This window comes from Chelativorans petroleitrophicus, from assembly GCF_025398195.1.
GTDB lineage: Bacteria > Pseudomonadota > Alphaproteobacteria > Rhizobiales > Rhizobiaceae > Chelativorans > Chelativorans petroleitrophicus.
In genome coordinates this window covers 14,226-36,553 of record NZ_JAODNV010000015.1, presented here as the reverse complement: position 1 = coordinate 36,553, position 22,328 = coordinate 14,226, and the positions used below count along the sequence as shown (strand labels likewise).

Below are 22,328 nucleotides of genomic sequence, written 5' to 3'. Positions count from 1 at the left end.
GGAACCTCTTTGTTGCGCAAAAGTTCTTGATTTGTTCTCATTCCTGGAATAGGAATAGATTCATCCTGAGACTCATCGGGCGCTCCCATCGGGCATGTGGAGAAGCGGGCATGGAACAGATCGCGCGGGCGGACAGCATCGCCTTCAACGGCAGAAACATCGCGATGGCCAATGCGGTCATCGATGAGGCCGGTTTGCGCATCGGCGAGGACCTCCGCAGGGGACGCGGGGCCGGGATCAATCCGAGCGGCCGTTTCGAACCGCTGACCCGGCACGTTTTCGACGACGGTTGGGAGACGATCGAGGACCTGCCGCCGTTCAAGACCGACGTGCAGGTGGAAAGGCCACGCACCATAATCACGCGCAACACGTCCCCCGATATTTCGTTCGACCGCTCCATCAATCCGTATCGGGGTTGCGAGCACGGCTGCGTCTACTGCTTCGCGCGGCCCACGCATGCCTATATGGGGCTGTCGCCAGGCCTTGACTTTGAATCGAAGCTTTTTGCCAAGCCGGATGCGGCGCGCCTTCTGGAAAGGGAGCTCTCCAGGCCGGGCTACGTGCCTCGCATCATCGCCATCGGAACGAACACCGATCCCTATCAGCCGATCGAGAAGAAATGGCGCATCATGCGCGAAATTCTCGAGGTGCTGGAGGCGTTCGGGCATCCGGTCGGCATTGTCACCAAATCCGCCCTCATCATGCGCGACATCGATATTCTCTCGCGCATGGCGGAGCGGGGTCTTGCCAAGGTGGCGCTGTCCGTCACCACGCTCGATCGCAAGATCGCCCGCACCATGGAGCCGCGCGCGGCCACGCCGCCGCGCAGGCTGGAAGCCATGCGCGCGCTCAACGAGGCTGGCATCCCCGTATCGGTGATGATCGGCCCTGTCATTCCGGGCCTCAACGACAGCGAGATTGAGCGCATCCTGGAGTCGGCGCATGCGGCAGGCGCGCGCGAGGCCGGCTACATCATCCTGCGGTTGCCGCTGGAGGTGAGCCCGATCTTCAAGGAGTGGCTGCTTCGGCACTATCCCGATCGTTACCGCCACGTGATGTCGCTCATCCGTTCCATGCGCGGGGGCAAGGATTACGATTCGGAATGGGGCAGGCGCATGAAGGGAACGGGTCCTTACGCATGGCAGATCGGCCGTCGTTTCGAGATAGCCGCCAAGCGCCTGGGCCTCAATACCGAGCGGCGCAGGCTGCGTACGGATCTCTTCAGGGCGAAAGCCAAGGAGGAACAGCTGGTTCTTCTTTGATCCTCCCCCTCCTTTGATCCTCCGGTTGCGAACGTCCGGACAGCCCGCCTCCCCCCTCAAGCTGTCCCGGACCGACCGGATGAAGCCGTCGATGTCCGTCCCCGGGGCTCGGCGGCCGGCTTTCCCCGGTTTTGTCCGCCCCCCGATCCGGGAAAGCCTTGCGGAGAATCGGATGCGATGCGAGCATCGCCGCAATGGCTCCTTCGCATTCCGATTCTCCGTCTTTGTTCGACCTGCCGGTGCGGCCCGATTTCGTGCTCGAATCCGGCATCATGCGCGAGGGCTATGCGCCTGTCGCCGGGCTGGATGAGGCAGGGCGCGGGCCGCTCGCAGGCCCCGTGGTGGCCGCGGCGGTGATCCTCGATCCCGAGCGCATTCCCAATGGGCTCGACGATTCGAAGCGCCTGTCGGCCGAACAGCGCGAGGTCCTGTTCCGCGCCATCTGCGAAACCGCGCTCGCCGTTTCCGTCGCATCGCTGTGCGCGTCCTCGATCGACGGCTCCAACATTCTGAAGGCGAGCCTGGAAGCGATGCGGCGGGCGGCTGAAGGGCTTTGCGTCCGGCCGGCCTATGCGCTGGCGGACGGAAGGGATATTCCGCCGGGTCTATCCTGCCCCTGTCGCGCGGTGATCAAGGGAGACCAGCGCTCGCAGTCGGTTGCCGCCGCGGCCATCGTCGCCAAGGTCACACGAGACCGCATGATGATCCGCGCAAGCGATTTCACGCCGCATTACGGCTTTGACAGTCATGTGGGTTACGCCACGGCGCGCCACCGTTCGGCAATCGCCGCCTACGGCCCCATTACGCGGCTGCACCGCATGAGCTTCGCGCCATTCAAGACCGGGGATGAAGCATCCCGCGCGTTGAGCGAGGAATTCCCCCAGCTTGAGGGTTGAGCGGAGGCGATCAGCGGCGGCCCGCTGCCGGCGGCGCGATGTGCGGCAGGATCAGATGGGCGAGACGCCGATAAGCAGCTCGTGGAGCCCGCCGACGAGAATTCCGTAAACCGCCAGGCCGCCTATCACGGAAATCACGTCGTTCCTCAAGGAAGGCGCGCGTGACGTCACCGGCTTGCGCGGATGACGCACCGAGGACACCCAGTCCACAGCCGCCCATCCGGCCACGCCTCCGAACAGAAGCAGGTCGGCCAGCGTTCCGTTTGCCAGAAGATGTGCAATCCCCCACAACACCGTGGCGGCCAGCATGGGGTGACCGACGGCAGCCTTGATGCGGCCCGGCATGTGCGAGGCAAACAGCAGCGGAAAAACCGGCAACAGCAGAAGCAAGGCGAGGTGCCGCATCCCTGCCGCCGGCTGATACAGGATGACGGCGTCCTGCCGCGCAAGCCCGTATCCCCAGATAATCAGCACCAGACCGATGAGGGACAGAAGGGTGTAGAGCCCGCGCCAGGCGCGCTCGCCTCCGTTCACAACCACCCTCTCGCGCAGACCCGGCGCTACGATGCGAGTGGAATGCGTACCAAGGAACAGGATCAGACCGGCAATCAGAACAGCCATGCGTTTTTCTCTCCAGCCCGCGCCGGTTACACCCCGCCAGGCTTGCTTTAACGATGCTTGTTAGTAGGTCTAACTATTGTTATAGTATGTTACATGCCATGCAGGGTAGTTCAAGCCATTGCCGCTCCGGTGGTGTTAAGACAGCGGCGCGCCCGTCTCCGTGAGGCGGCGCTTACGGAAATTCGCAGCATCGCGCGCAGGCTGCTCGTCAAGGAAGGCAGCGCCGCCGTCACCATCAACGCGGTGGCGCGCGAGATGGGCGTGAGCGGCCCCGCTCTTTACCGCTACTACTCCAGCCAGCGCGAACTCATCGACGCGCTGACGTCCGATTTCTTCCGGGAGCTGATCGCCGCCATGCGCGCGGCTGCGGACCATCCCGCGGCTGATACGCCAGGGCGCCGTCTGCTTGCCATTTCGCGCGCGCTGAGATCCTGGGCCAATTCCCACCCGGCCGAATTCGCCTGGCTGTTCGCCAGCCGAGTACCCACGTCACGAATCGCACAGTGCAGCCCGGACGAAAACAACTCCGGGCGGGCCTTTTGCCAGGTTTTCCTGGATCAGGTTGTCGAGATCTGGGAGACGCAGCGTTTTCCCCTCCCGAGCCTGGAGGATATGGACCCCTCGCTCGCAGTGCAGCTCCATGCGTATTCCGAAAAGATCGACGGTCTCCTGCCGCCGGAAGCTGCCTATATCTTCCTCACATGCTGGACACGGCTCTACGGGCTTCTGTGTATGGAGGTTCTGAACCAGATCAGCTTCGCCTATTCCGATCTGGAACCGGTCTATGAGGAATGCCTTCAGGAGCTTTGCCGCCTGCTCGATATTCCCTACGAGCCGCCGCGTCAGGCGGTTGATCTAGCGGCTGAATAAAAAACCGCCGGAGCAGAGCCCGGCGGTATGTGATCGTGTGGGAAGAAGAAGCCGGTAATCAGTTCAGCTTCATCCGCGACTTCACTTCCTGAAGCGAGGTTTCGAACAGCTTGCCCCCCGTCTTGGCGTCCACCTTGTCGGCGATGAGCTTGCCGGCCGCGGCAACCGCCACATCAACGGCGCGGGCGCGAACCTCGTTCACCGCATCGCGCTCGGCCTGGGCGATCTTCTGCTCCGCCAGGGCGGTGCGCCGCGCGACATACTCTTCCGTCTTCTGCTTCGCCTCCGCCACGATGGCCTTGGCCTCCCGCTTGGCGGCTTCGACCAGGTCTTTGGCTTCCTGCTCCGCCTCGCGGCGCTTGCGCTGATAGTCGGCCAGAAGTTGCTGGGCCTCCTCGCGCAGCCTGCGCGCCTCGTCCAGCTCGTTGCGGATGCGCTCGGCACGCCTGTCGAGCGCCTCGCCGAGCTTCGCAGGCGCCTTCACATAGACCAGAATGGCCACGAAGATGATCAGCGCAACAAGCGCCCAGAATGTCGCGTCCATGGTCTGCTCCTCGCTAGCGCAATTCCAGGAAAGATGGATACTGTTCTTCGTCCGGAATTGCGCAAAAACAATAACTTGAGATCTTTTCCGTGTTTCCGTGAAACACGGAAAAGATCTAGGACTGGACGGCCTTCACGGCCTCGGCCAGCGCCTTCTTGTCAACCCGGCCGCCGACGAGCTGCTCGACGATGGCGCCGGCAGTCTCCTCGGCGATGGTCCCGACATCCGCAAGCGCCGCGCTCTTGATCTCGCTGATGCGGCTTTCAGCCTCCTCCAGCTTGGTCTCGAGGGCCGCTTCGACCTTGCGGCGCTCGGCCTCGGCCTCCGCCTTGGCCGCGTCGCGCGCTTCCTGGGCTATTGCCGCAGCCTTGCGGCGCGCCTCGGCAAGCTCCTGCTCATAGGCCGCCACCGCCGCATCGGCCTCTTCCTTCATGCGCGCGGCCTCGTCCAGATCCTGGGCGATGCGGTCGCGCCGCACCTCCAGGATGGAAGCGATGCGCGGCAGGGCAACCCGCTTCAGGAACAGGTAGAAAAGCCCGAAGGTGATCGCCAGCCAAAGGAGCTGCGAAGGAAAGGTCGAACTGTCGAAAGGCGGAAAGGAACCCTCCGGTGCATGATCGACCGCAACCCCCGTTTCCGTGTGCAGGTCGCCTGCCGGCGGTTCGGCCGCCTGGGCATATGCCGATGCCACGAACATGGCTTTCTCCTTGTCGTCAGATCCGGCCGCTCACAGGGCGGCCGGTTCCGGAACGGTTCTGGCCGCTCAGGTGAACAGGAGGAGCAGCGCGATCAGCAGCGAGAAGATGCCCAGTGCCTCCGTCACGGCGAAGCCGAAGATGAGGCGACCGAACTGGCCGTCGGCGGCGGAGGGGTTGCGCAGCGCGCCCGCCAGATAGCTTCCGAAGATGTGGCCGAGGCCGATGCCGGCGCCGCCCATGCCAAGGCACGCTATGCCCGCGCCGATTGCCCTTGCTGCTTCTGCTTCCATCTTGCAACTCCTTGTGGATCTTGAACCTTGATGTGGATGAACCTGGCGGGGAACCCGCCTCGTGAGACTGTCCTAGTGGCTAGGATGCAGAGCATCGTTCAGGTACATGCAGGTCAGCACGGCAAAGACGTAAGCCTGCAGGAACGCCACCAGCAATTCGAGCGCCGTCAATGCCACGGTCATGGCAAGCGGCAGCACCGCACCCGCGACACCCGCGATCCCGAGCGCGCTCAGCGAGGTGACGAAGCCGGCAAAGACCTTGAGCGTGATGTGCCCGGCCAGCATGTTGGCAAAAAGACGAACGGAGAGCGAAATGGGCCTCGAGAGGAACGAAACCACCTCGATCGCGACCACCAGGGGCGCAAGGGCCACCGGCACGCCCTGCGGCACGAAGAGCTTCAGAAAACCAAGCCCGTGCTTCCAGAAGCCATAGACGATCACCGTACCGATGACGAGCATCGCCAGCGCGAAGGTGACGATGATGTGGCTGGTCACGGTGAAGAAATAGGGGAATAAACCGAGCAGGTTCGCCACCAGCACGAACATGAAGATCGAGAAGACGAACGGGAAGAACCGCATCCCGTGATTGCCGGCCGCATCTCTGAGCATGGATGCCACGAACTCGTAGGCCATCTCGGAGATGGACTGCAGCCGGCCGGGCACGAGGCCGCGGCTGGAGGTCGTCAGATAGAGAAACGCACCGGCCGTCGCGACCGTGATCACCATGAAGGCGGAGGCATTGGTGAAGGAGAAATCCAGTCCGCCGACCTCGATCGGAATCCAGCGCGAGATCTGAAACTGATGGATCGGGTCTGTGGCCACTTACGGGTCCCTCGTCTTCATCGTGCAGCGTGAAACGCCGCTATTCCCTTCCTTGGTCGTCTTCGCCCTTCTTCGGCGCCTTCGACCCGAATTCAGCAACCAGCCCTGCCGAACGCAGGACATTGAGAATGCCCGCCCCGAAGCCAAGGAGCAGGAAAACGATCAGCCCCCATGGCGTCGTGCCGGCCATTTCATCTACGAACCAGCCGAGAGCAGCGCCGACCACGACACCGGCGATAAATTCGCTGGAAAGCCGCAGCGCGTCCGCGAAGCTACCCGTACCGCCCGTCTTTGCGCCCCCGCTGCGTTCGGCTTCTTTCTGCCGCCGCGCCGCCAGGACAGCTTCGAGTTCGCGCCGCCGTCCGTCCAGATCGCCAGGCTCGTCTCCGTCAGCCATCAGAGCCTCCAAGCCGGTTCCGGCCGGCGGATACCCGCCCTCGAAGTCGCGCGCAACATAGAGAGCAGCCTCGCGCCAGTCAAGCCGCGCCACGAGGAAGAAACAGCGAAGTTTTGCGTTATGAAATCAAGGTGTTGATGTGGTGCGACAAAGCGCCTTCACCTGCAATCTGGATTCCCGCGCACGGAATCGCGCCGCGTGCGCGCGGCGCGCTCTCCCTCAGGGCAAGAGCGGCTGGCTACTCCCAGCCGCCGCCATAGGTGCGGTAGAAGATATGACGGCCGATCTTCTTCATCCGCTCCATCGCCTTTGCCCAGCGCGGGTTGACATAGGTGGCATGATAGTGGGTCGAGGTTCCCACCTCCTCCAGCCATATCTTCCCCGCCGTCACCGCAAATGCGACCTCCTGAGCTAGGCGGAAATGGGCGGGACTTGCCACGCGATCCTTGATGCCGTCGCAGGCGAAGGAGAACTGGCAGCGGTTGCGCCAGTCCTTGTTCTGATAGACGACGCCGCAGATCGTATTCGGATAGGCGGGGTTGCGGACGCGGTTGAGGATCACCTGCGCCACCGCGGCCTGCCCGCGCACGGGCTCGCCGCGCGCCTCGAAATAGATGCCCGCAGCAAGACATTGCTGCTCGCGCTCGCTGAAGACCTCCGGCGGCAGGGGCCTGCGCGCCCAGGCATGGTCGGTCGGCGGCACAGGCGGAATGAAGCGCCCCTGATTCTCGTCGCGCAGGATGGTGGCGAAGGGCGAAGTCTTGGCGTAGTCGGGCTCCGACGGCGCATAGGCGGTTGCCAGGATGTCGCCCTCCTCATTGTTGACGAGTTCGGCAATGGCGGGCGGAAGCTCCGGCCCGCGCTTCTCATGCCGGAAATGGAAGGCAGAAGCGATCTGGATTTCCTTGCCGTTGATCTCCGGCTGGGCAAAGGCCATCAGCACTTCGCCCAACGGGTTCGGCTTCAGAAGAGAACCGGTCTGCTGCAGGATCGTGCCGGCATTGAAAAGCCGCGGCGGAGCCATGGGCAGAACCTTGACCAGGCGCCCCTTCTTTCCGGTGCGGTTGATGGCGGACTCGTCGGTAAAGCCGTCCGTCTTCTTGCTGCCGGCACGGAAGGCGACCGTGCCTATTCCCGGAGCCTCGAGGCCGGAGCCGGACAGGCCCTCGAGCCGCTCGCCCCCGCTGGCAAACGGCATCTCCGCCTCGTGCACCGAGCCCGCCACGGCTGCTTCAATGACGGCCGCCCAGCGCGCGCCCGCCTCCTGATGCGTAACGAGGCTCACCATGTCCTGATAGGCGGTCGCGGTCGGAAAGCCGATCCACAGCCCCAGCCCGACAACCAGAGAAGGAACAAGAGAGCGCCTGCGGTCCGCAGCCCCACGCAGCGTCACACCTGAAAGCAGCACCGACCCCTCACCGAACGCATCAATCGAATACTCAGATGCGCAGAGGCTATTTGATTAACCTTGATCACCGGTTAACGCGGGAACGCGGCGCATGCGGTCCGCTGTCCGTAGAAGCCGGACTGGAAGAGCTGCCGAAAGCCGGATGTGCCGCCTCAGCCGCGCTTCTGGCGGGCGCGGCCGGCGTAGGGATTTTCGGAGGTTCTCAGCACAACGCGAATGGGAACGCCGAAGATATCGAAGGCTTCCCGAAGCCCGTTCACCAGATAACGGACATAGGACTGCGGCATGGCCTCGGGCCGCGAGCAGGACAGCACGAAGCCCGGCGGCCGCGTCTTCACCTGGGTCATGTATTTGAGCTTCAGCCGCCTGCCGGAAACTGCGGGCGGAGGATGCTGCGCGGCGGCCGCGTTCAGCCAGCGATTGAGCGGGCCGGTGGGAACCCGCCGGTTCCAGACCTCATGGGTGGCAACCGCGGCTTCCATCAGGCGGTCGAGGCCGCGGCCCGTTTCCGCCGAGACCGGCACGACCCGAATCCCGCGCACCTGCGGAAGCAGACGTTCCGTCTTTTCGCGCAGCTCCGCGAGCGTGCGTTGCGGGTCTTCCACGAGGTCCCACTTGTTGAAGGCGATGACGGACGCCCGCCCCTCGCGAAAGACGAGATCGGCAATCTGCAGATCCTGCTTGTCGAAGGGCATGGTGGCATCGATCACGACGATCACCACTTCCGCAAAGCGGATGGCGCGCAGCGTCTCGGCCACGGAAAGCCGCTCCAGCTTCTCCTGCACGCGCGCCTTGCGCCGCATGCCCGCCGTGTCGAAAAGCTTCATGCCGCGCCCGCGCCAGGACCAGTCCACTGATATGGCGTCGCGCGTGATCCCGGCCTCGGGGCCCGTCAGCATCCGCTCCTCGCCGATGAGCGCGTTCACGAGCGTGGATTTGCCGACGTTAGGCCGCCCGGCCACGGCGATCCGGATGGGTTTTTGCGCGTCATAGGCGGGGGGCTCGGCATCGGGATCGATATCTTCGCCGGGAAGCGCAGCGCCCTCGCCTGCTCCCTCCGCCGTTTCGGGCGCGGCATCGGCCGCCTCCCCGGCATGTTCGGCAATGGCATCGCGAAGTTCGGCCATCCCCTGCCCGTGCTCGGCCGAGATGGCAACCGGTTCCCCGAGGCCCAGCCCGAACGCCTCCAGAACGCCGGCCTCGGTGCCGCGCACATCGGTCTTGTTGGCGACCAGCACCACCGGCTTGCCCTTGCGCCGCACGACCTCGGCAAAGGTGCTGTCGTCCGGCATGACGCCGGCGCGGGCGTCGATCATGAAAAGGACGAGATCGGCCTCGTCGATGGCCGTCTCGGTCTGGGCGCGCATCCGCCCGGCGAGCGTCGGCTCGGGCGCCTCCTCGAAACCAGCCGTGTCGATGAGGTCGAAGCGAAGGTCGAGAAGGCGGGCGGGGTGGACCCTGCGGTCGCGCGTAACGCCCGGCGTGTCGTCCACCAGCGCGATGCGGCGCCCGACCAGCCTGTTGAAAAGAGTCGACTTGCCGACATTGGGCCGGCCCACAATGGCGACCTTGAAGGTCATGGCCTAGCCGGATTCGCCGCCGGAACCCGCGATCAGCTCGGACATCATCTCCGCGCGCTGGCGCGTCCCGGCTGGCGCCTGAGGATCATCGATGATCTGTCCGAACAGGGCCATCGCATTATCCCTGTCCCCCTCCTTCCAGGCGGCAAGCGCCAACGCCTCGCGGGCGGTGTGGCGCATCGGATTGCCGTCCGCCGTCAGCGGTTCGACACGGGAAGCCACATCCTCGTAGCTGCCGTGATCGACGAGAAGAAGGGCGGCCCTGAGGCGCGCGATGTCCCGGATGGCGCCGGGAGCAGAACCATCCCCGGCCACGGCGTCGAGCTTGGCGATCGCATCCTCGACCCGGCCTTCCTCCGCCAGCGTCGTGGCCGCGCGCAGACGGGCAAGAAGCGGGTAAGCGCCATAGCCGCTGCTCTCCAGTTCCTCTAGCGCGCTCAGCGCTTCGTCGTGATTGCCCTGTTCGGCAAGTTCGAGCGCGCGCGCAAAGGCATCGCCGGAGCGGTTCGCGCGCGATTCGATCCACCGCTCATAGCCGACATAAGCAGCGGTCGCGAGCACCACCAGAGCGGCGGCGGCAATTACGAAGGGGCCAAAGCGTCGCCACAGGCTCCTGAGCTGGTCCTGTCGAAGCTCTTCATTGACCTCGCGGATGAAACTGTCGTCGGACATGGAATCCCTGTTCGCGGCCGGCCCCCGGCTTGTTCTGCCTGCCTTTTAACGGAAATTTGCGCGCATGGAAGGGGGGCGGCAAAATCGCCCCCTGTTTGCTGGCAATGCCGTTACCGGTGAGCGCCTTCCGAGCGGCACCAGTCGTGTGCATAAACTTACGTCGAGTGGCACCGGCAGCATCTTCCACATTTGCGAGCAGGCCCCGATGAATGCGACGTAAGCCGTTCCCGCCTCACCCCGCCATTGCGGCCACAGGCCGGGAAGATTCCCGGCCTGTGGCCATCTTGCGGTTCCCCCCTTCAAGTTCGCTCGCTAACCTCCAACGGAATCCGGCTCCGCTGCGGCGGCGTTCGGCTCGGCCGTGCGGGCCGGCAAGCTCTCCATCGCGATGATTTCTTCCGCACAGACATCGGCCGCGCCCGCTATCTGCTCATCGAGCGCCTCGATCGTGATCCAGCCGCCTTCTTCGATGATGTCATCCCTCTCCCAGCTACGGGCCTCCTTCAGCTTCGCGAAGGTAGCGGCCGCATTCGGAGAATTGACGAACCGATTGACGCAGATCGACGCGACAAGCTGCTCGCGGGCGTCTTCTGCGGCCCGCGCCGCCATCGAACTGGCCGTCCCGCCGGTGACCCAGCCTCCCCAGGTGAAGCCCGCAATAAGGGTGAGAATCGCTGCGGCGACGCACGACCAGAGCCAGACGGCTTTCGTCGGACGATACTCCTGCCACCGCTGCGCGAAACTGCTTCGTTCGGCCATGATTCTCTCTCCCTTTGATCACGGTTCTTGTCTTATTGTTATGTTTCGAGAGTGCCCGTTATGAGAGCGAATGTGAACCGCAGGACAGGATTTTTCTGAAATTGTGATCGATCAGCATCTTGAGGCAGCCGGTCAGGGCAAAGCTTTGGCGCATCTTTTAAAATGCCATTGCTTTGATTTCTGCTGTCAGACGGCAGTCGGTGGATAACCGGTCCGCAACGCCGTATGAAGCCCGGGAACCTTTCGCGCCCAATTCCATCCAATCGGTGACGCCCCGCAAAGGGGGTGCTCGATCCTGGAGGGAAGACAATGAAGAAAGTAAGCCTGCTCACCGCCACAGCGTTGCTCGGCGGAATCGCGATGGCCTCGGCTCAGGACGCAGCCAGCACCGTCACGGAAGCGCCACCTGCAGCGCCATATCAGAAGGTCAGCGAACTGGCTCCCCTGCCGGATTTCATCCCCGGTCTGGGCCAGCTCTTCGTCGATCCTGAAACGCTGCCGGCCGGGCCGTTCCTGGCCTACGATCATGACGGCAAACTGGTCAGCACCGTCTATATGGTTCCCATCGAGGATCTCACTCCCGACAAGGGCTTTGACGACTTGGTGGCGCCGGGCGGCGCGGTCGATCACGTGGACGTTCACTACAATGCCGGCCATCCCGGCGTGGAGACGCCGCACGCTCACATCGTCCTCTGGCACGTCTCCAAAGACGAAGAGGCGAGGGTCGCGCAGTGATGCTCAATCGCCGGAAAGCGATCGGCATGGGCGGCGGATTCTTCGCCGCCCTGGCGCTTCCCGCCTTCCCCGCCAGCGCCGAGGCGGTGGCAGAAATTGTCATGGGAGGCAGAGTAGGCGGTTCGCATGTCTGGTTCGATCCCGTTGGGCTGCTTGTCCAGCCGGGCCAGATGGTGCGCTGGATCAATCGTGATCCCGGCAACGCGCATACGGCGACCGCCTATCACCCGGCGAACTCCGGCAAGCCAAACCGCATCCCGCCCGGCGCCCAACCGTGGGACTCGGGATATCTGCTGCCGGATGAAAGCTTTTCGGTTAAGCTGACCGTGCCGGGCGTTTACGACTATTTCTGCATCCCGCACGAACAGGCCGGCATGGTCGGCAGGATCATTGTCGGTGCTCCGCCGACGGATGGCTGGCAGAGCGCGAGCGCGGCGGATGACGGCCTGCCGCAGGCGGCATTGCAGGCATTTCCGGCCGTGGAGGAAATCATGGCCAAGGGCAGGGTTGAACCGAGATGAGCGCCGGAACGCGAGCGTTGGAGACTCTTTTATCGGCCCTGCGCCTCCCGTTCGGCAAGGACGGCTTGAGCGACGGCCAGCTTCTGGCGCTCGCCCGCAAGCGGGACGAAACAGCCATCCGCGCGCTGATCCGGCGCTACAACCAGCGCCTGTTCCGCCTCGCGCGCAGCATGATGAAGGACGAGCAGGAGGCCGAGGACGTCGTTCAGGAAACCTATGTCAGGGCCTTTACCGCGCTGGATAGCTTTCGGGGTGACGCGGCATTTTCCACCTGGCTCACGCGCATCGCCCTGAACGAGGCCAATGGGCGGCTGCGCCGCCGGCGCACCATGGTCGAGCTGACGGAGATCGACAGATCCGAACCCGCCGCCGGAGCGGAAATCATCATGTTTCCCCTGAACTCGTCCGCGCTGAGCCCAGAAGCGGAAGCGGGCCGCGTGCAAGTAAGACGGCTGCTGGAGGAAGCGATCGACCGGCTGCCGGAGCCGTTTCGCGTGGTTTTCATCCTGCGCGAAATCGAGGGGATGGGAACCGAGGAGACCGCGAGCCTTCTCTCGCTGAAGCCGGAAACCGTGAAGACCCGCCTCTTCCGGGCAAAACGTCTCCTGCGCGCCGAACTGGAAAAGGCACTGCAGCCGCGTTTTTCGGACATCTTTCCCTTTGCCGGGAAACGGTGTGCCCTGATGGCCGACCGCGTCATTGCGCGTTTGCGCGGCAGCGTCTGAGCGGGGCGGATTCGCAAAACGGAATGGCCGTGCGGCTGAACCGCGCCGCCCTATACTGTTTGCGTCCTTTGCTGCTTTTGAGCGGTTTTTTTCGCCGTTTCCGGTACATAGTAGAAGGCTATTCCTTCAACTTTAGTCGGATATCGACAGGACGCCGCGCCAGCGGATTGCGCGATTCTATCCCAAGCCCTCGAGCGCAAAGCACTTGACACGGCCCGCACACTTACATTCGATGATGCCCCCGCGGGTCGTAAGCCCTGGCTCGCCACACTCGGGTCCCTTAGGAGGAATGAGAAAACACAAGCCCTAATGGGAGGAGAACGAACATGATAAAACACTTCACCGTCCTTGCCGCCGCAGCAGCCGTATCGCTCGCAGCAGGCGCGGCAGTGGCACAGGACGACTATCCCACCCAGCCGATCACCATGGTCGTGCCGTTTTCGGCCGGCGGGCCCACCGATACGGTGACGCGCCTCATTGCCGAACCGATGGGCAAGGCGCTTGGGCAGCAATTCGTGATCCAGAATGTCACCGGCGCAGGCGGCACGGTGGCGGCAGGTCAGGTCGCCAACGCCGAGCCTGACGGCTACACGGTGCTCATGCACCATATCGGCATGTCGACCGCGCCGACGCTTTATCCGAATTTGCCCTACGATCCGCTCGAGGATTTCGAGACCATCGGCCTTGTGACCGAAGTGCCGATGACCATCGTCGCCCGCAAGGACTTTCCGGCAGAGACCCTGCAGGAGATGATCGATTACGTGAAGGAGCATGCTGACGAGGTGACCCTTGCCAATGCCGGCATTGGCGCGGCCTCGCAGCTTTGCGGCATGCTCTTCATGGACGCGATCGGAACACAGCTCACCACCGTTCCCTACCCAGGCACCGGCCCGGCTCTCACGGATCTCGTCGGCGGGCAGGTCGATATCATGTGCGACCAGACCACCAACACGACCGGTCAGATTCTGGGCGGCGAGGTCAAGGCCTACGCAGTGACCGCCGAGGAACGGCTGGCGAACCTGCCGGACGTACCCACCACGGCGGAAGCCGGGCTTGGCGACTTCCAGCTGCGCATCTGGCACGGTCTCTATGTACCGGCGGGCACCGATCCGGCCATCGTCGAAAAGCTGTCCTCGGCCCTGCAGACGGCGCTCCAGGACCAGAACGTGATCGACCGCTTTGCGGAACTCGGAACGACCGTGGTTAGCCAGGATCGGGCCACGCCTGAGGCGCATACCGAAATGCTCTCCTCGCAGATCGAACTGTGGGCGCCGATCATCAAGGCGGCCGGCGTAACCGCCGAGTAAGGCGATCAAGTTGCGAAGGGCTGCGGAGCGGTCTTATGAGGCCGCTCCGTTTTCGCCTTGGAACCGCGCACCATGAAACCTCTGAAAATATCCAAGGACCTTCTGGCCGGACTGATTTTCATCGGCTTCGGGCTCGCTTTCGGCTATGCTTCGCTCAATTACCAGATAGGCACCGCGTTCCGCATGGGGCCCGGCTACTTTCCCCTGGTGCTGTCCGGGATCATCATATTCCTCGGCGTGATCATCCTTCTGCAGTCATTCGCCACTTCGGCCGAGGACGGTCCGATCGGCCGTGTTCCTTGGCGCGGGCTCATACTTGTCATGGTCGCGCTCGTTTTCTTCGGTTTCACGGTACGCGGGCTCGGGCTCCTGCCCTCGCTTTTCGTCAGCTCCTTCATGAGCGCTTCCGCCAGCCGGCAAACGAGCCTGGCCGGAGCCTTTCTCATCGCGGCCCTGCTGACGGCGATCAGTCTGCTGATCTTCGTATGGGGGCTCGGCATGCCGTTGCGGGTCTTCGGCCCCTGGCTGAATTTCTGAGGGCTTAAGCGATGGACCTGCTCGCCAATCTCGGCCTCGGCTTCGACGTTGCGCTCACGCCCGTCAACGTTCTCTACTGCTTTGTCGGCGTTCTGCTCGGCACGCTGGTGGGCGTGCTTCCCGGCATCGGCCCGACGGGTACGGTCGCCATTCTGCTGCCAATCACCTTCACCCTCGAGCCGGTGACGGCGCTCATCATGCTGGCCGGCATCTATTACGGCGCACAGTATGGCGGCTCCACCAGCGCCATCCTCATCAACCTGCCGGGAGAATCGTCCTCTGCCGTAACCGCGATCGACGGGCACCAGATGGCCCGCCAGGGGCGCGCGGGGCAGGCGCTCGTCACCGCCGCCGTAGGCTCGTTTTTCGCCGGCTCCGTCGCCACGCTGGTGCTTGCGGTGGCGGCCCCTCCCTTAACGCGCATCGCGCTTCAGTTCGGCTCGGCAGAATATTTCTCGCTCATCGTGCTCGGCCTCGTCGCCTCCGTGGCCCTCGCCCACGGCTCTATCATCAAGGCGCTCGCCATGATCGTGCTCGGGCTTCTGTTCGGCATGGTCGGCCAGGATCTCTACAGCGGCCAGCCGCGCTTCACCTTCGGCTATTTCGAGCTCTATTCCGGCATCAACTTCGTCTCCATGGCGGTCGGCGTCTTCGGCGTGGCCGAAATCCTGCGCAACCTGGAGGACGAGGCCACCCGCTCCGTGCTGGTGAAGAAGATCGAGAGGCTCTGGCTTTCAAAGGAAGACATCAGGCGCATCATCATGCCGATCCTGCGCGCGACGGGCCTTGGATCGGCGCTTGGTATCCTGCCTGGCGGCGGGCACGTGCTCGCTTCGTTCGCCTCCTATTCGCTGGAGAAGAAGCTTTCGCGCAACGAAGCCGAATTCGGCAAGGGCGCCATTGAAGGCGTGGCTGGTCCGGAATCGGCCAACAACGCAGCGGCACAGACCTCCTTCATTCCCCTGATGACGCTCGGCATCCCCGCCCATCCGGTCATGGCGCTGATCATCGGCGCTTTCATCATCCACGGGATCACGCCGGGACCCAATGTCATTCGCGACGAGCCGGCGCTGTTCTGGGGTGTCATCGTCTCGATGTGGGTCGGCAATCTGCTGCTTCTCATCCTCAACCTGCCGCTGGTCGGGCTGTGGGTGAGAATGCTGACGATCCCCTATCGCGTGCTTTTCCCGGCCATCATCACCTTCGCCTGCATCGGCACCTACTCGATCGGTTCGAACGCTTTCGACATCTACGCCATCGCCCTGCTGGGGCTCGTCGGCTACGTCCTCGTGAAGCTCGATTGCGAGCCGGCGCCGCTGCTGCTCGGCTTCGTGCTCGGGCCGCTTCTTGAGGAACATTTGCGGCGCGCCATGATCATCTCGCGGGGCGATCCGATGACCTTCATCGAGCGCCCCATCAGCGCCGCACTGCTCGCCGTCGCTGTCATCGCAATCGTGCTCTCGCTCATGCCGGCGATCCGCCGCAAGCGCGAGGAAGTCTTCGTCGAAGAGGACTGAGCCGGGACATCCGAGGCCAGCAGGCCTTTGCGGCGGACAAGGCCTTACGGGCCGTCGCCTTAGCCTTAACAGCCGGCAATCCCTCAGGTCGCTTCGCTCCAGAAGGCGAAGCGACCTGAGTTTTGCGCGCCTCCTGACAGGACCCCGAACCCCATTCCCCTGAACGGCCGGCTGAACCGCCGTGCGCAGCACCTCCTGCTTCCGGGCCAGAGCTCACCGGACACGATTTGACAGTCGCCGTCGCTGCCCTCACGCTATTTCTGGATCACCGTCACTGCCGTCCCGTCTTTCTGGACCGCCGCCCCCGCCGTCGCGCCAGTTCTGAATCCTTGCGGTCTCGTTCCGCCAGTTCTGCATCCTCGCGGCCCCGTTCCCCGATTTTCCGGAATGCGCGCTATCCACAAATCGGTTTGCAAATCGATTTGCAAATGCATTCACAGAAATTATGATGAAGGCATGAGCACGATTGCCAAGGTTGCAGAGCGCGCGGGCGTGTCACGGACGACGGTGTCGCATGTCATCAACCATGCGGACCGCGTGTCGAAGACGCTGCGCGAGCGGGTGGAGAAGGCGATCGAGGAGCTGGGTTACGTGCCGAACCCCCAGGCGCGGAGCCTGCGCACGGGGCGCACCAACATCGTCGCCATGCTGATCCCGGACATCCGCAACCCGTTCTATCCGGAGTTGGTGAAGACCGCGCAGTCGGAGCTGGAGGCCGTCGGCCTCGACATGCTGATCTTCAACACGGACGTGCCCGGCGGCCATTCCCAGGAGCATGGCCGCGAATATCTGCGCCAGATCCGGCACAAGCGGGTGGACGGGCTGATCGTCGGCGATTTCGCGCTGCACGGCATGCACGACCATCTGATCGGCCTCGACATGCCCGCCGTCTTCATCGGCAACCTGCCCAACCACGCCGTCGACAGCGTGAAGGTCGATGACTATGGCGGCGGCTATCAGATGGGGGCCTATCTGGCGAAGAAGGGCCACCGGCGGGTGGCCCATGTCACCGGCCCTTCCTTTTTCAAGGAAGCCATGGCGCGCGCGGAAGGTTTCGAGCAGGGCCTTGCCGATCACGGCGCGCCGATGGTGGAGGGCCTGCGCTACGAAGGCACCTATCTGGCGCCCTCCGGCCGCGAGGCGGTCGCCTGGCTTCTCGAGGAGCATGGCGGCAACCTGCCCACGGCAATTTTCTTCGCCAATTATCTCATGGCGTCCGGCGCGCTGACGGAATTCTACGACCGCGGCATCCGGATTCCGCAGGACATCGCGATGGCCGTGTTCGGCGATCAGCCGCAGCTCGAATATGTGCGGCCCAAGCTCACGCGCGTGGGCACAAGCCCCTCCGTGCTAGCAAAGCGCGCCACCGAAATGCTGCTCGAACGCCTGGATGGCACCTTCACAGGACCTCCGCGCACCGAAGTCATCCCGTGCTTCCTGCGCGAGTTCGATACGGCTTGAGCGGGAGAATGGATGCGGACGGAAAAGCGCCGCGATGTGAAAGACCCAACGTCTAGGGAGGATTCAATGAACGACAGCAGAACCCCAACCGGGAAGACCGCCGGAGTCAGCCGGCGCAGCCTGCTTGCAGGCACCGCGGCGCTGGCCGCAGGCACCGTCACCGGCTTTCCCTTCATCAACCGCATGGCCGTGCGCGCCCAGGACGCGCCCCTGAAGTTCTGGCAGTTCTATGCGCCCGGCGGTCAGGTGGCCTCACAGGTTGCCTGGTTCGAAAAGACCGTTGCCGACTGGAACGACAGCCACGCGCAGAAGATCGAGCTCGAATACGTTCCGAACTCCGAATACATCAACGGAACGAAGCTCGCCACGGCCTTCGCTTCCGGAACCGGCCCGGACATCTTCATCATCTCGCCTGGCGATTTCCTGCGCTACTACAACGGCGGCGTGCTGCATGACCTCACGCCCTTCATCAGCGAGGAGGCGCGGGCGGATTTCCCCGAAAGCGTGATTGCCAACCGGATGGTGGATGGCAAGATCTACGGCATCCCGATGGAAGTGGAGCCGATGGCCATCTACTACTCGGTGAAAGCCTTCGAGGAGGCTGGCCTCAACGAAAACGACGTGCCCAAGACATGGGAGGAGCTGCTCGATGTGGCGCAGAAGCTCACCACACCCGAGCGCTACGGCATCGTTTTCGAGACCAAACCCGGCTACTATCAGAACTTCACCTGGTATCCCTTCATGTGGCAGGGCGGCGGGGAGATCCAGTCCGAGGACGGACGCAGCGCGTTCGATTCTCCAGCCACGGTGCAGGCGCTGAAGTTCTGGCAGGATGCGATCAATCTTGGCGTGGCGCCGCGTCAGGTGCTGGGCTACGGCGCGAACGATGCCACGGCCAATCTCGGTTCCGGCTACTGCGCCATGCAGAATGTCGGCATCTGGGCAATCTCCCAGCTTACCAACAACGCTCCTGACATGCCCTTCGGCGTCTTCCCGCTCCCCACGCCTCCAGGCGGCAAATATGTCACCGTCGGCGGCGGCTGGGCCTTCGTCGCGAATGCGCGCGGCAGGAACCCGGATGCGGCCGGCGAGTTCTGCGCCTGGGCGCTGGCCTCGATGGAGCAGGGCTCGATCGACCGCGTGGTGAACTGGTGCACGGAGGCCAAGTCCGATATGCCGCCGCGCAACAGCGCACTGGAGGCAGGCGGCGACGCCTTCAACAGGGGCGTGATGGGCGTGTTCTCGCAAGAGATTCATCCGGGCACCCGAGCCGAGCCGCGCGTGCCGCCCGAGGTCTACAAGATCATTTCCGACGCGATCCAGCAGACGCAGCTTGGCGGTGCCGATCCGCAGGCGACGGCCACCGCCGCCTCGCAGCAGCTCGACGCGTTCCTCGCCTCCTATAACGGCGCGCCGATTCTTTAACGGTCCTCCCAGGGGCGGCCGTATGCGGCGGGGCCGCCCCAGCCACCCTCCCCTCCCCGGGGAGGGTGGCGGCCGCGCTGGCGACCCGGAGCCGAAGGGAAATGAATGACTGATCAGGTTGCGCAGATAAGCTATCCGAGCGAGGAGCGGGGCCTTTCCACGAAACACCGGGAATGGCTCGCCGGCTACCTGTTCGTGCTGCCGGACGCGCTGGGCCTCTTCATCTTTCTCGGCGTGCCGATGGTGCTCTCGCTCGTCATCGGCTTCTTCGAGGTGGACGGCTTTGGCGGCTACCGCTTCGTCGGCCTCGCCAACTATCAGCGCATGATGCGTGACCCGCTCTTCTGGCAGGCCGCGCGCGTGACTGCCCTCTACGCCATTCTGCTCGTGCCGCTTCTCTTCGTCTGCGGTCTTGGCCTCGCCCTGCTCGTTCAGAAGTCGAACCGCTTCAACAGCGTCATCCGCTCCATGTTCTTCGCGCCGCACGTTGTGAGCCTCGTCGTCGTGGCGCTGGTGTGGCAGCTCATGTCCGTGGACAAGATCGGAATTCTCAGCCGGTTGATGTCCGCGCTCGGCCTTCCCGGCGTCTCCCTTCTGGGCGATCCCAATCTGGCCCTTCTTGCGGTCGTGGCAGTAAGCCTCTGGTTCCTCATGGGCTATTACATGCTCATCTTTCTGGGAGGGCTGCAGGACATTCCGGTGCAATATTACGAGGCGGCCGAGATCGACGGCGCCGGGCCAGTACAGCGTTTCTGGTACATCACGCTGCCCCTGCTCAAACCCACGAGCTTCTTCGTGCTCATGATCTCCATGGTGGCGGCGGTGGCCGGCGCGCAGGCCTTCGACATCATCTACGTGATGACCAAGGGCGGCCCGGCCAACTCCACCGCGGTACTGATTATCTACATCTATCAGCAGGCCTTCGGCTTCGGCGCGTTCGGCTACGCGGCGGCAATGGCCTCGATCCTCGTGGCGGCCCTCGTGCTCATGACGGCCATCCTCTTCCTCTTCACGCGGGGCGGGCGCTTCGAACATGCCTAGGCCCCATTTCTTCGCGCCCTCACAGGCAAGACTGCTGCAGTTCGTCTGGATGGCGGTCTCTGCCGTCCTTGCCGCCATGACGCTGTTTCCGCTCTTCTGGATGGTCTCGATCGCCTTCAAGACGCCGGCGGAATCCTTCTCGCCCAACATGATCCCGGCGGCGCCCACGTGGCAGAACTTCATCTATGTTCTGACCGAGGTGCCCTTCCTGCGCTACATGTTCAACAGCTTCATCGTGTCGGCCACCGTCACCGTCGTGGCGCTGTTGTTCCATTCCATGGCGGGCTATGCGCTGGCGCGGCTGCGTTTCCCCGGGCGCGAGGCGATCTTCCTCGCCATCTTCTCCACCCTGCTCGTCTCCCTGCCGGTGATCATCGTTCCGCTCTTCATCGTGGTGAAGACGCTCGGCATGCTCAACTCCTATGCCGGCCTCATCGTGCCCGCGATCTTCAATGCTTTCGGCATCTTCCTCTTGCGTCAATATTATCTGTCGCTGCCGCGCGAGCTCGAGGAGGCCGCCGTTATCGACGGCGCAGGCTACTGGCGCATCTACTGGAGCGTCGTGCTGCCGCTCAGCCGCCCCATTCTCGCGGCGCTGACGATCCTGTTCTTCCTCGCCAACTGGAATTCCTTCCTTTGGCCGCTCACCATCACGGCCGATCAGAACCTCTGGGTCGTGCAGGTGGGGATAGCGAACTTCCAGAGCCAGTATTCGGCCGCCTGGAACTACATGATGGCCGCCTCGACCATCGTGGCGCTTCCCATGCTCATCCTGTTCGTGATCTTCCAGCGGCAGATCATGGAATCCATCAAGACCAGCGGACTGAAGTAGCCGCGACCGACAAGGAGAGAAACATGACGAATGCGGGGCTGTCACCGCTCAGGGGACTTGCCAGACTACGGACGGCCAAAACGCGCCGCTTTTCGAGCTATGACCGCACGGGCGGCAATGACGACCGGCTGCACATCGAGCCTGGCCAGACGGTGACGATCGCCGAATATCACGGCGCCGGCATCGTCACCCATATCTGGGCCACGCTGGCCTGCAAGAGCGACGATTTCCTGCGCAAGATCGTGCTGCGCGCCTATTGGGACGGGGAAGAGCATCCCAGCATCGAAACCCCGATCGGCGATTTCTTCGGCATGGGGCACGCGCGGACGCGGAACTTCGCAAGCCTCCCGGTGCAGGCAAGCCCGGAGGACGGGAAAGCCTTCAATTGCTATTTCCCCATGCCCTTCGGAAGCCACATGAAGTTTACGGTGACGAACGAGGCCGAGGACGATCTGCTCTTCTACTACTACATCGATCTGGAGCTTCACGAAGCGCTGGAGGAAGGGCTCGGCCGCTTCCACGCGCAGTACCGGCAGGACCGCCCGAAGGGCCTCGAAGAGACCGGGCTTACCAACGAGCAGTTCCTGTTCGGCGGCGAGAATGTGGACGGCAAGGACAATTACACGATTCTGGAAGCGGAGGGTCACGGCCACTATGTCGGCGTGCTCTTCAACGTCTATTCCCGCCGCCGCTCCGCCCTCTGGGACTGGTACGGCGAAGGCGACGACATGATCTTCGTCGACGGGGAGCCGGGCATCTCCGTTCCCGACACGGTGCGCAAGCCGGATCCGCGTATCGGGCCGCGGGCGGCGGTCATAGAGCCGCGGCCGGAATCCAGCCCCGGTGCCAACGATGCCTGGCCTCCCACGCTCCACGGCACAGGAACGGAGGACTACTTCAACACGGCCTGGTGCCCGACGCAGGAATATAGCGGGCCCTATCACGGCATCATCGCCGCTGGCGGACCGAACTGGACGGAGCCCGTCACGCTCTATCGCTGGCACATCGAGGACCCGGTGATCTTCCACAAGCGGATTCGGGTGACAATTGAGCACGGCCATGCCAACCGGCGCTCCGACGATATCTCATCCGTGGCCTTCTGGTATCAGGCCGAGCCGCACAAACCGTTCGACAAGCTGCCGGATGTACGCGACCGCCTGCCGACATTCCGCCGTCCCTTCCAGGAGCGGTAACCGGTAACGGACGACGATTTTTCCTGACCTGAAAACCGCCCGGCCGGTTGCTTCGGATCGCCATGCGCGCGACGGCAACCGGCCGGTTCGTTTTGACCCCGCTCCCGCTTTATGATGCCGCTGAAGCCGGCGTGACCAGCCGGTTCCGCCCGCAACCGGGGCGCAGGCACTGTGCGGAAGCCGCCTCACCTTGACGCAGTTTCCCTCCCAGGGCT

At 63.7% G+C, this 22,328-nt stretch carries 24 protein-coding genes; 14 read left to right on the top strand and 10 right to left on the bottom strand.

Going from position 1 to position 22,328, the window contains the following annotated elements; all coding sequences use genetic code 11:
- The first annotated feature begins 110 nt into the window (after positions 1-110).
- Positions 111-1,262: a PA0069 family radical SAM protein gene (locus tag NYR54_RS14005; protein ID WP_261516316.1), complete on the top strand. Its 1,152-nt coding sequence runs from the start codon at positions 111-113 to the stop codon at positions 1,260-1,262.
- A gap of 194 nt (positions 1,263-1,456) precedes the next feature.
- On the top strand, positions 1,457-2,158 hold the full coding sequence (locus tag NYR54_RS14000) for a ribonuclease HII (RefSeq protein ID WP_261516315.1): 702 nt from the start codon (positions 1,457-1,459) through the stop codon (positions 2,156-2,158).
- A gap of 51 nt (positions 2,159-2,209) precedes the next feature.
- Here NYR54_RS14000 and NYR54_RS13995 read toward each other — a convergent pair whose 3' ends face one another.
- Positions 2,210-2,779 carry an NnrU family protein gene (locus tag NYR54_RS13995; protein ID WP_261516314.1) on the bottom strand — a complete coding sequence of 190 codons (570 nt, stop codon included), beginning with the start codon at positions 2,777-2,779 and terminating at the stop codon, positions 2,210-2,212.
- 132 nt (positions 2,780-2,911) lie between these two features.
- Here NYR54_RS13995 and NYR54_RS13990 point away from each other — a divergent pair, with 132 nt between their 5' ends.
- Positions 2,912-3,649, top strand: coding sequence for a TetR/AcrR family transcriptional regulator (locus NYR54_RS13990; protein WP_261516313.1), 738 nt, complete (start codon positions 2,912-2,914; stop codon positions 3,647-3,649).
- A 58-nt stretch (positions 3,650-3,707) separates the two neighbouring features.
- On the opposite strand, the gene NYR54_RS13985 is transcribed toward NYR54_RS13990, so the two are convergent.
- The 9 genes from NYR54_RS13985 to NYR54_RS13945 form a co-directional block, all read right to left on the bottom strand.
- Positions 3,708-4,193: a F0F1 ATP synthase subunit B gene (locus NYR54_RS13985; RefSeq protein ID WP_261516312.1), complete on the bottom strand. Its 486-nt coding sequence runs from the start codon at positions 4,191-4,193 to the stop codon at positions 3,708-3,710.
- 115 nt (positions 4,194-4,308) lie between these two features.
- On the bottom strand, positions 4,309-4,890 hold the full coding sequence (locus NYR54_RS13980) for a F0F1 ATP synthase subunit B (RefSeq protein WP_261516311.1): 582 nt from the start codon (positions 4,888-4,890) through the stop codon (positions 4,309-4,311).
- A 66-nt stretch (positions 4,891-4,956) separates the two neighbouring features.
- Entirely contained in the window at positions 4,957-5,181 is a 225-nt protein-coding gene (locus NYR54_RS13975; RefSeq protein WP_261516310.1) for a F0F1 ATP synthase subunit C, read from the bottom strand.
- 72 nt (positions 5,182-5,253) lie between these two features.
- Entirely contained in the window at positions 5,254-6,003 is a 750-nt protein-coding gene (locus tag NYR54_RS13970) for a F0F1 ATP synthase subunit A (RefSeq protein WP_261516309.1), read from the bottom strand.
- A gap of 40 nt (positions 6,004-6,043) precedes the next feature.
- A complete protein-coding gene (locus tag NYR54_RS13965) occupies positions 6,044-6,400 on the bottom strand; it encodes an AtpZ/AtpI family protein (protein WP_261516307.1) in 357 nt (118 codons plus the stop codon).
- 238 nt (positions 6,401-6,638) lie between these two features.
- Positions 6,639-7,808, bottom strand: a complete 1,170-nt coding sequence (locus tag NYR54_RS13960) for a cell wall hydrolase (RefSeq protein ID WP_261516306.1) — start codon at positions 7,806-7,808, stop codon at positions 6,639-6,641.
- 152 nt (positions 7,809-7,960) lie between these two features.
- Positions 7,961-9,388, bottom strand: coding sequence for a ribosome biogenesis GTPase Der (der, locus tag NYR54_RS13955; protein ID WP_261516305.1), 1,428 nt, complete (start codon positions 9,386-9,388; stop codon positions 7,961-7,963).
- Between the two features lie 3 nt (positions 9,389-9,391).
- Positions 9,392-10,060 carry a tetratricopeptide repeat protein gene (locus tag NYR54_RS13950; RefSeq protein ID WP_261516304.1) on the bottom strand — a complete coding sequence of 223 codons (669 nt, stop codon included), beginning with the start codon at positions 10,058-10,060 and terminating at the stop codon, positions 9,392-9,394.
- 312 nt (positions 10,061-10,372) lie between these two features.
- Positions 10,373-10,819 (bottom strand): hypothetical protein, encoded by a 447-nt coding sequence (locus NYR54_RS13945; protein WP_261516303.1) that lies wholly within the window; start codon positions 10,817-10,819, stop codon positions 10,373-10,375.
- A gap of 360 nt (positions 10,820-11,179) precedes the next feature.
- Between NYR54_RS13945 and NYR54_RS13940 the strand changes: the two genes are divergently transcribed.
- From NYR54_RS13940 to NYR54_RS13890, 11 genes are all read left to right on the top strand, one after another.
- The gene (locus NYR54_RS13940; RefSeq protein ID WP_261516387.1) at positions 11,180-11,554 is read left to right on the top strand and encodes a DUF5602 domain-containing protein; all 375 of its coding nucleotides are present in this window, start codon (positions 11,180-11,182) and stop codon (positions 11,552-11,554) included.
- Entirely contained in the window at positions 11,554-12,075 is a 522-nt protein-coding gene (locus tag NYR54_RS13935) for a plastocyanin/azurin family copper-binding protein (protein ID WP_261516386.1), read from the top strand. The genes NYR54_RS13940 and NYR54_RS13935 overlap by 1 nt, the downstream gene beginning before the upstream one ends.
- A 17-nt stretch (positions 12,076-12,092) precedes the next feature.
- Positions 12,093-12,800, top strand: a complete 708-nt coding sequence (locus NYR54_RS13930) for an RNA polymerase sigma factor (RefSeq protein ID WP_261516302.1) — start codon at positions 12,093-12,095, stop codon at positions 12,798-12,800.
- 326 nt (positions 12,801-13,126) lie between these two features.
- On the top strand, positions 13,127-14,107 hold the full coding sequence (locus NYR54_RS13925) for a tripartite tricarboxylate transporter substrate binding protein BugD (protein ID WP_261516301.1): 981 nt from the start codon (positions 13,127-13,129) through the stop codon (positions 14,105-14,107).
- A 72-nt stretch (positions 14,108-14,179) separates the two neighbouring features.
- A complete protein-coding gene (locus tag NYR54_RS13920; RefSeq protein ID WP_261516300.1) occupies positions 14,180-14,644 on the top strand; it encodes a tripartite tricarboxylate transporter TctB family protein in 465 nt (154 codons plus the stop codon).
- An 11-nt stretch (positions 14,645-14,655) separates the two neighbouring features.
- The gene (locus tag NYR54_RS13915; protein WP_261516299.1) at positions 14,656-16,161 is read left to right on the top strand and encodes a tripartite tricarboxylate transporter permease; all 1,506 of its coding nucleotides are present in this window, start codon (positions 14,656-14,658) and stop codon (positions 16,159-16,161) included.
- A 456-nt stretch (positions 16,162-16,617) separates the two neighbouring features.
- Positions 16,618-17,622, top strand: coding sequence for a LacI family DNA-binding transcriptional regulator (locus NYR54_RS13910; protein ID WP_261516298.1), 1,005 nt, complete (start codon positions 16,618-16,620; stop codon positions 17,620-17,622).
- Positions 17,623-17,688: 66 nt separating this feature from the next.
- A complete protein-coding gene (locus tag NYR54_RS13905) occupies positions 17,689-19,047 on the top strand; it encodes an ABC transporter substrate-binding protein (protein ID WP_261516297.1) in 1,359 nt (452 codons plus the stop codon).
- Between the two features lie 105 nt (positions 19,048-19,152).
- Positions 19,153-20,088 (top strand): carbohydrate ABC transporter permease, encoded by a 936-nt coding sequence (locus tag NYR54_RS13900; protein ID WP_261516296.1) that lies wholly within the window; start codon positions 19,153-19,155, stop codon positions 20,086-20,088.
- The gene (locus tag NYR54_RS13895; protein ID WP_261516294.1) at positions 20,081-20,920 is read left to right on the top strand and encodes a carbohydrate ABC transporter permease; all 840 of its coding nucleotides are present in this window, start codon (positions 20,081-20,083) and stop codon (positions 20,918-20,920) included. The genes NYR54_RS13900 and NYR54_RS13895 overlap by 8 nt, the downstream gene beginning before the upstream one ends.
- A 23-nt stretch (positions 20,921-20,943) precedes the next feature.
- Positions 20,944-22,113, top strand: a complete 1,170-nt coding sequence (locus tag NYR54_RS13890; RefSeq protein ID WP_261516293.1) for a glycoside hydrolase family 172 protein — start codon at positions 20,944-20,946, stop codon at positions 22,111-22,113.
- The last annotated feature ends 215 nt before the right edge of the window (positions 22,114-22,328 follow it).

Bases quoted from the DNA above. Each gene is read 5' to 3' on its own strand.
- NYR54_RS14005 (WP_261516316.1), top strand. From the start codon at position 111: ATGGAACAGATCGCGCGGGCGGACAGCATCGCCTTCAACGGCAGAAAC.
- NYR54_RS14000 (WP_261516315.1), top strand. From the start codon at position 1,457: ATGGCTCCTTCGCATTCCGATTCTCCGTCTTTGTTCGACCTGCCGGTG.
- NYR54_RS13995 (WP_261516314.1), bottom strand. From the start codon at position 2,779: ATGGCTGTTCTGATTGCCGGTCTGATCCTGTTCCTTGGTACGCATTCC.
- NYR54_RS13985 (WP_261516312.1), bottom strand. From the start codon at position 4,193: ATGGACGCGACATTCTGGGCGCTTGTTGCGCTGATCATCTTCGTGGCC.
- NYR54_RS13980 (WP_261516311.1), bottom strand. From the start codon at position 4,890: ATGTTCGTGGCATCGGCATATGCCCAGGCGGCCGAACCGCCGGCAGGC.
- NYR54_RS13975 (WP_261516310.1), bottom strand. From the start codon at position 5,181: ATGGAAGCAGAAGCAGCAAGGGCAATCGGCGCGGGCATAGCGTGCCTT.
- NYR54_RS13965 (WP_261516307.1), bottom strand. From the start codon at position 6,400: ATGGCTGACGGAGACGAGCCTGGCGATCTGGACGGACGGCGGCGCGAA.
- der (WP_261516305.1), bottom strand. From the start codon at position 9,388: ATGACCTTCAAGGTCGCCATTGTGGGCCGGCCCAATGTCGGCAAGTCG.
- NYR54_RS13950 (WP_261516304.1), bottom strand. From the start codon at position 10,060: ATGTCCGACGACAGTTTCATCCGCGAGGTCAATGAAGAGCTTCGACAG.
- NYR54_RS13945 (WP_261516303.1), bottom strand. From the start codon at position 10,819: ATGGCCGAACGAAGCAGTTTCGCGCAGCGGTGGCAGGAGTATCGTCCG.
- NYR54_RS13940 (WP_261516387.1), top strand. From the start codon at position 11,180: ATGGCCTCGGCTCAGGACGCAGCCAGCACCGTCACGGAAGCGCCACCT.
- NYR54_RS13935 (WP_261516386.1), top strand. From the start codon at position 11,554: ATGCTCAATCGCCGGAAAGCGATCGGCATGGGCGGCGGATTCTTCGCC.
- NYR54_RS13925 (WP_261516301.1), top strand. From the start codon at position 13,127: ATGATAAAACACTTCACCGTCCTTGCCGCCGCAGCAGCCGTATCGCTC.
- NYR54_RS13920 (WP_261516300.1), top strand. From the start codon at position 14,180: ATGAAACCTCTGAAAATATCCAAGGACCTTCTGGCCGGACTGATTTTC.
- NYR54_RS13915 (WP_261516299.1), top strand. From the start codon at position 14,656: ATGGACCTGCTCGCCAATCTCGGCCTCGGCTTCGACGTTGCGCTCACG.
- NYR54_RS13910 (WP_261516298.1), top strand. From the start codon at position 16,618: ATGAGCACGATTGCCAAGGTTGCAGAGCGCGCGGGCGTGTCACGGACG.
- NYR54_RS13905 (WP_261516297.1), top strand. From the start codon at position 17,689: ATGAACGACAGCAGAACCCCAACCGGGAAGACCGCCGGAGTCAGCCGG.
- NYR54_RS13900 (WP_261516296.1), top strand. From the start codon at position 19,153: ATGACTGATCAGGTTGCGCAGATAAGCTATCCGAGCGAGGAGCGGGGC.
- NYR54_RS13895 (WP_261516294.1), top strand. From the start codon at position 20,081: ATGCCTAGGCCCCATTTCTTCGCGCCCTCACAGGCAAGACTGCTGCAG.
- NYR54_RS13890 (WP_261516293.1), top strand. From the start codon at position 20,944: ATGACGAATGCGGGGCTGTCACCGCTCAGGGGACTTGCCAGACTACGG.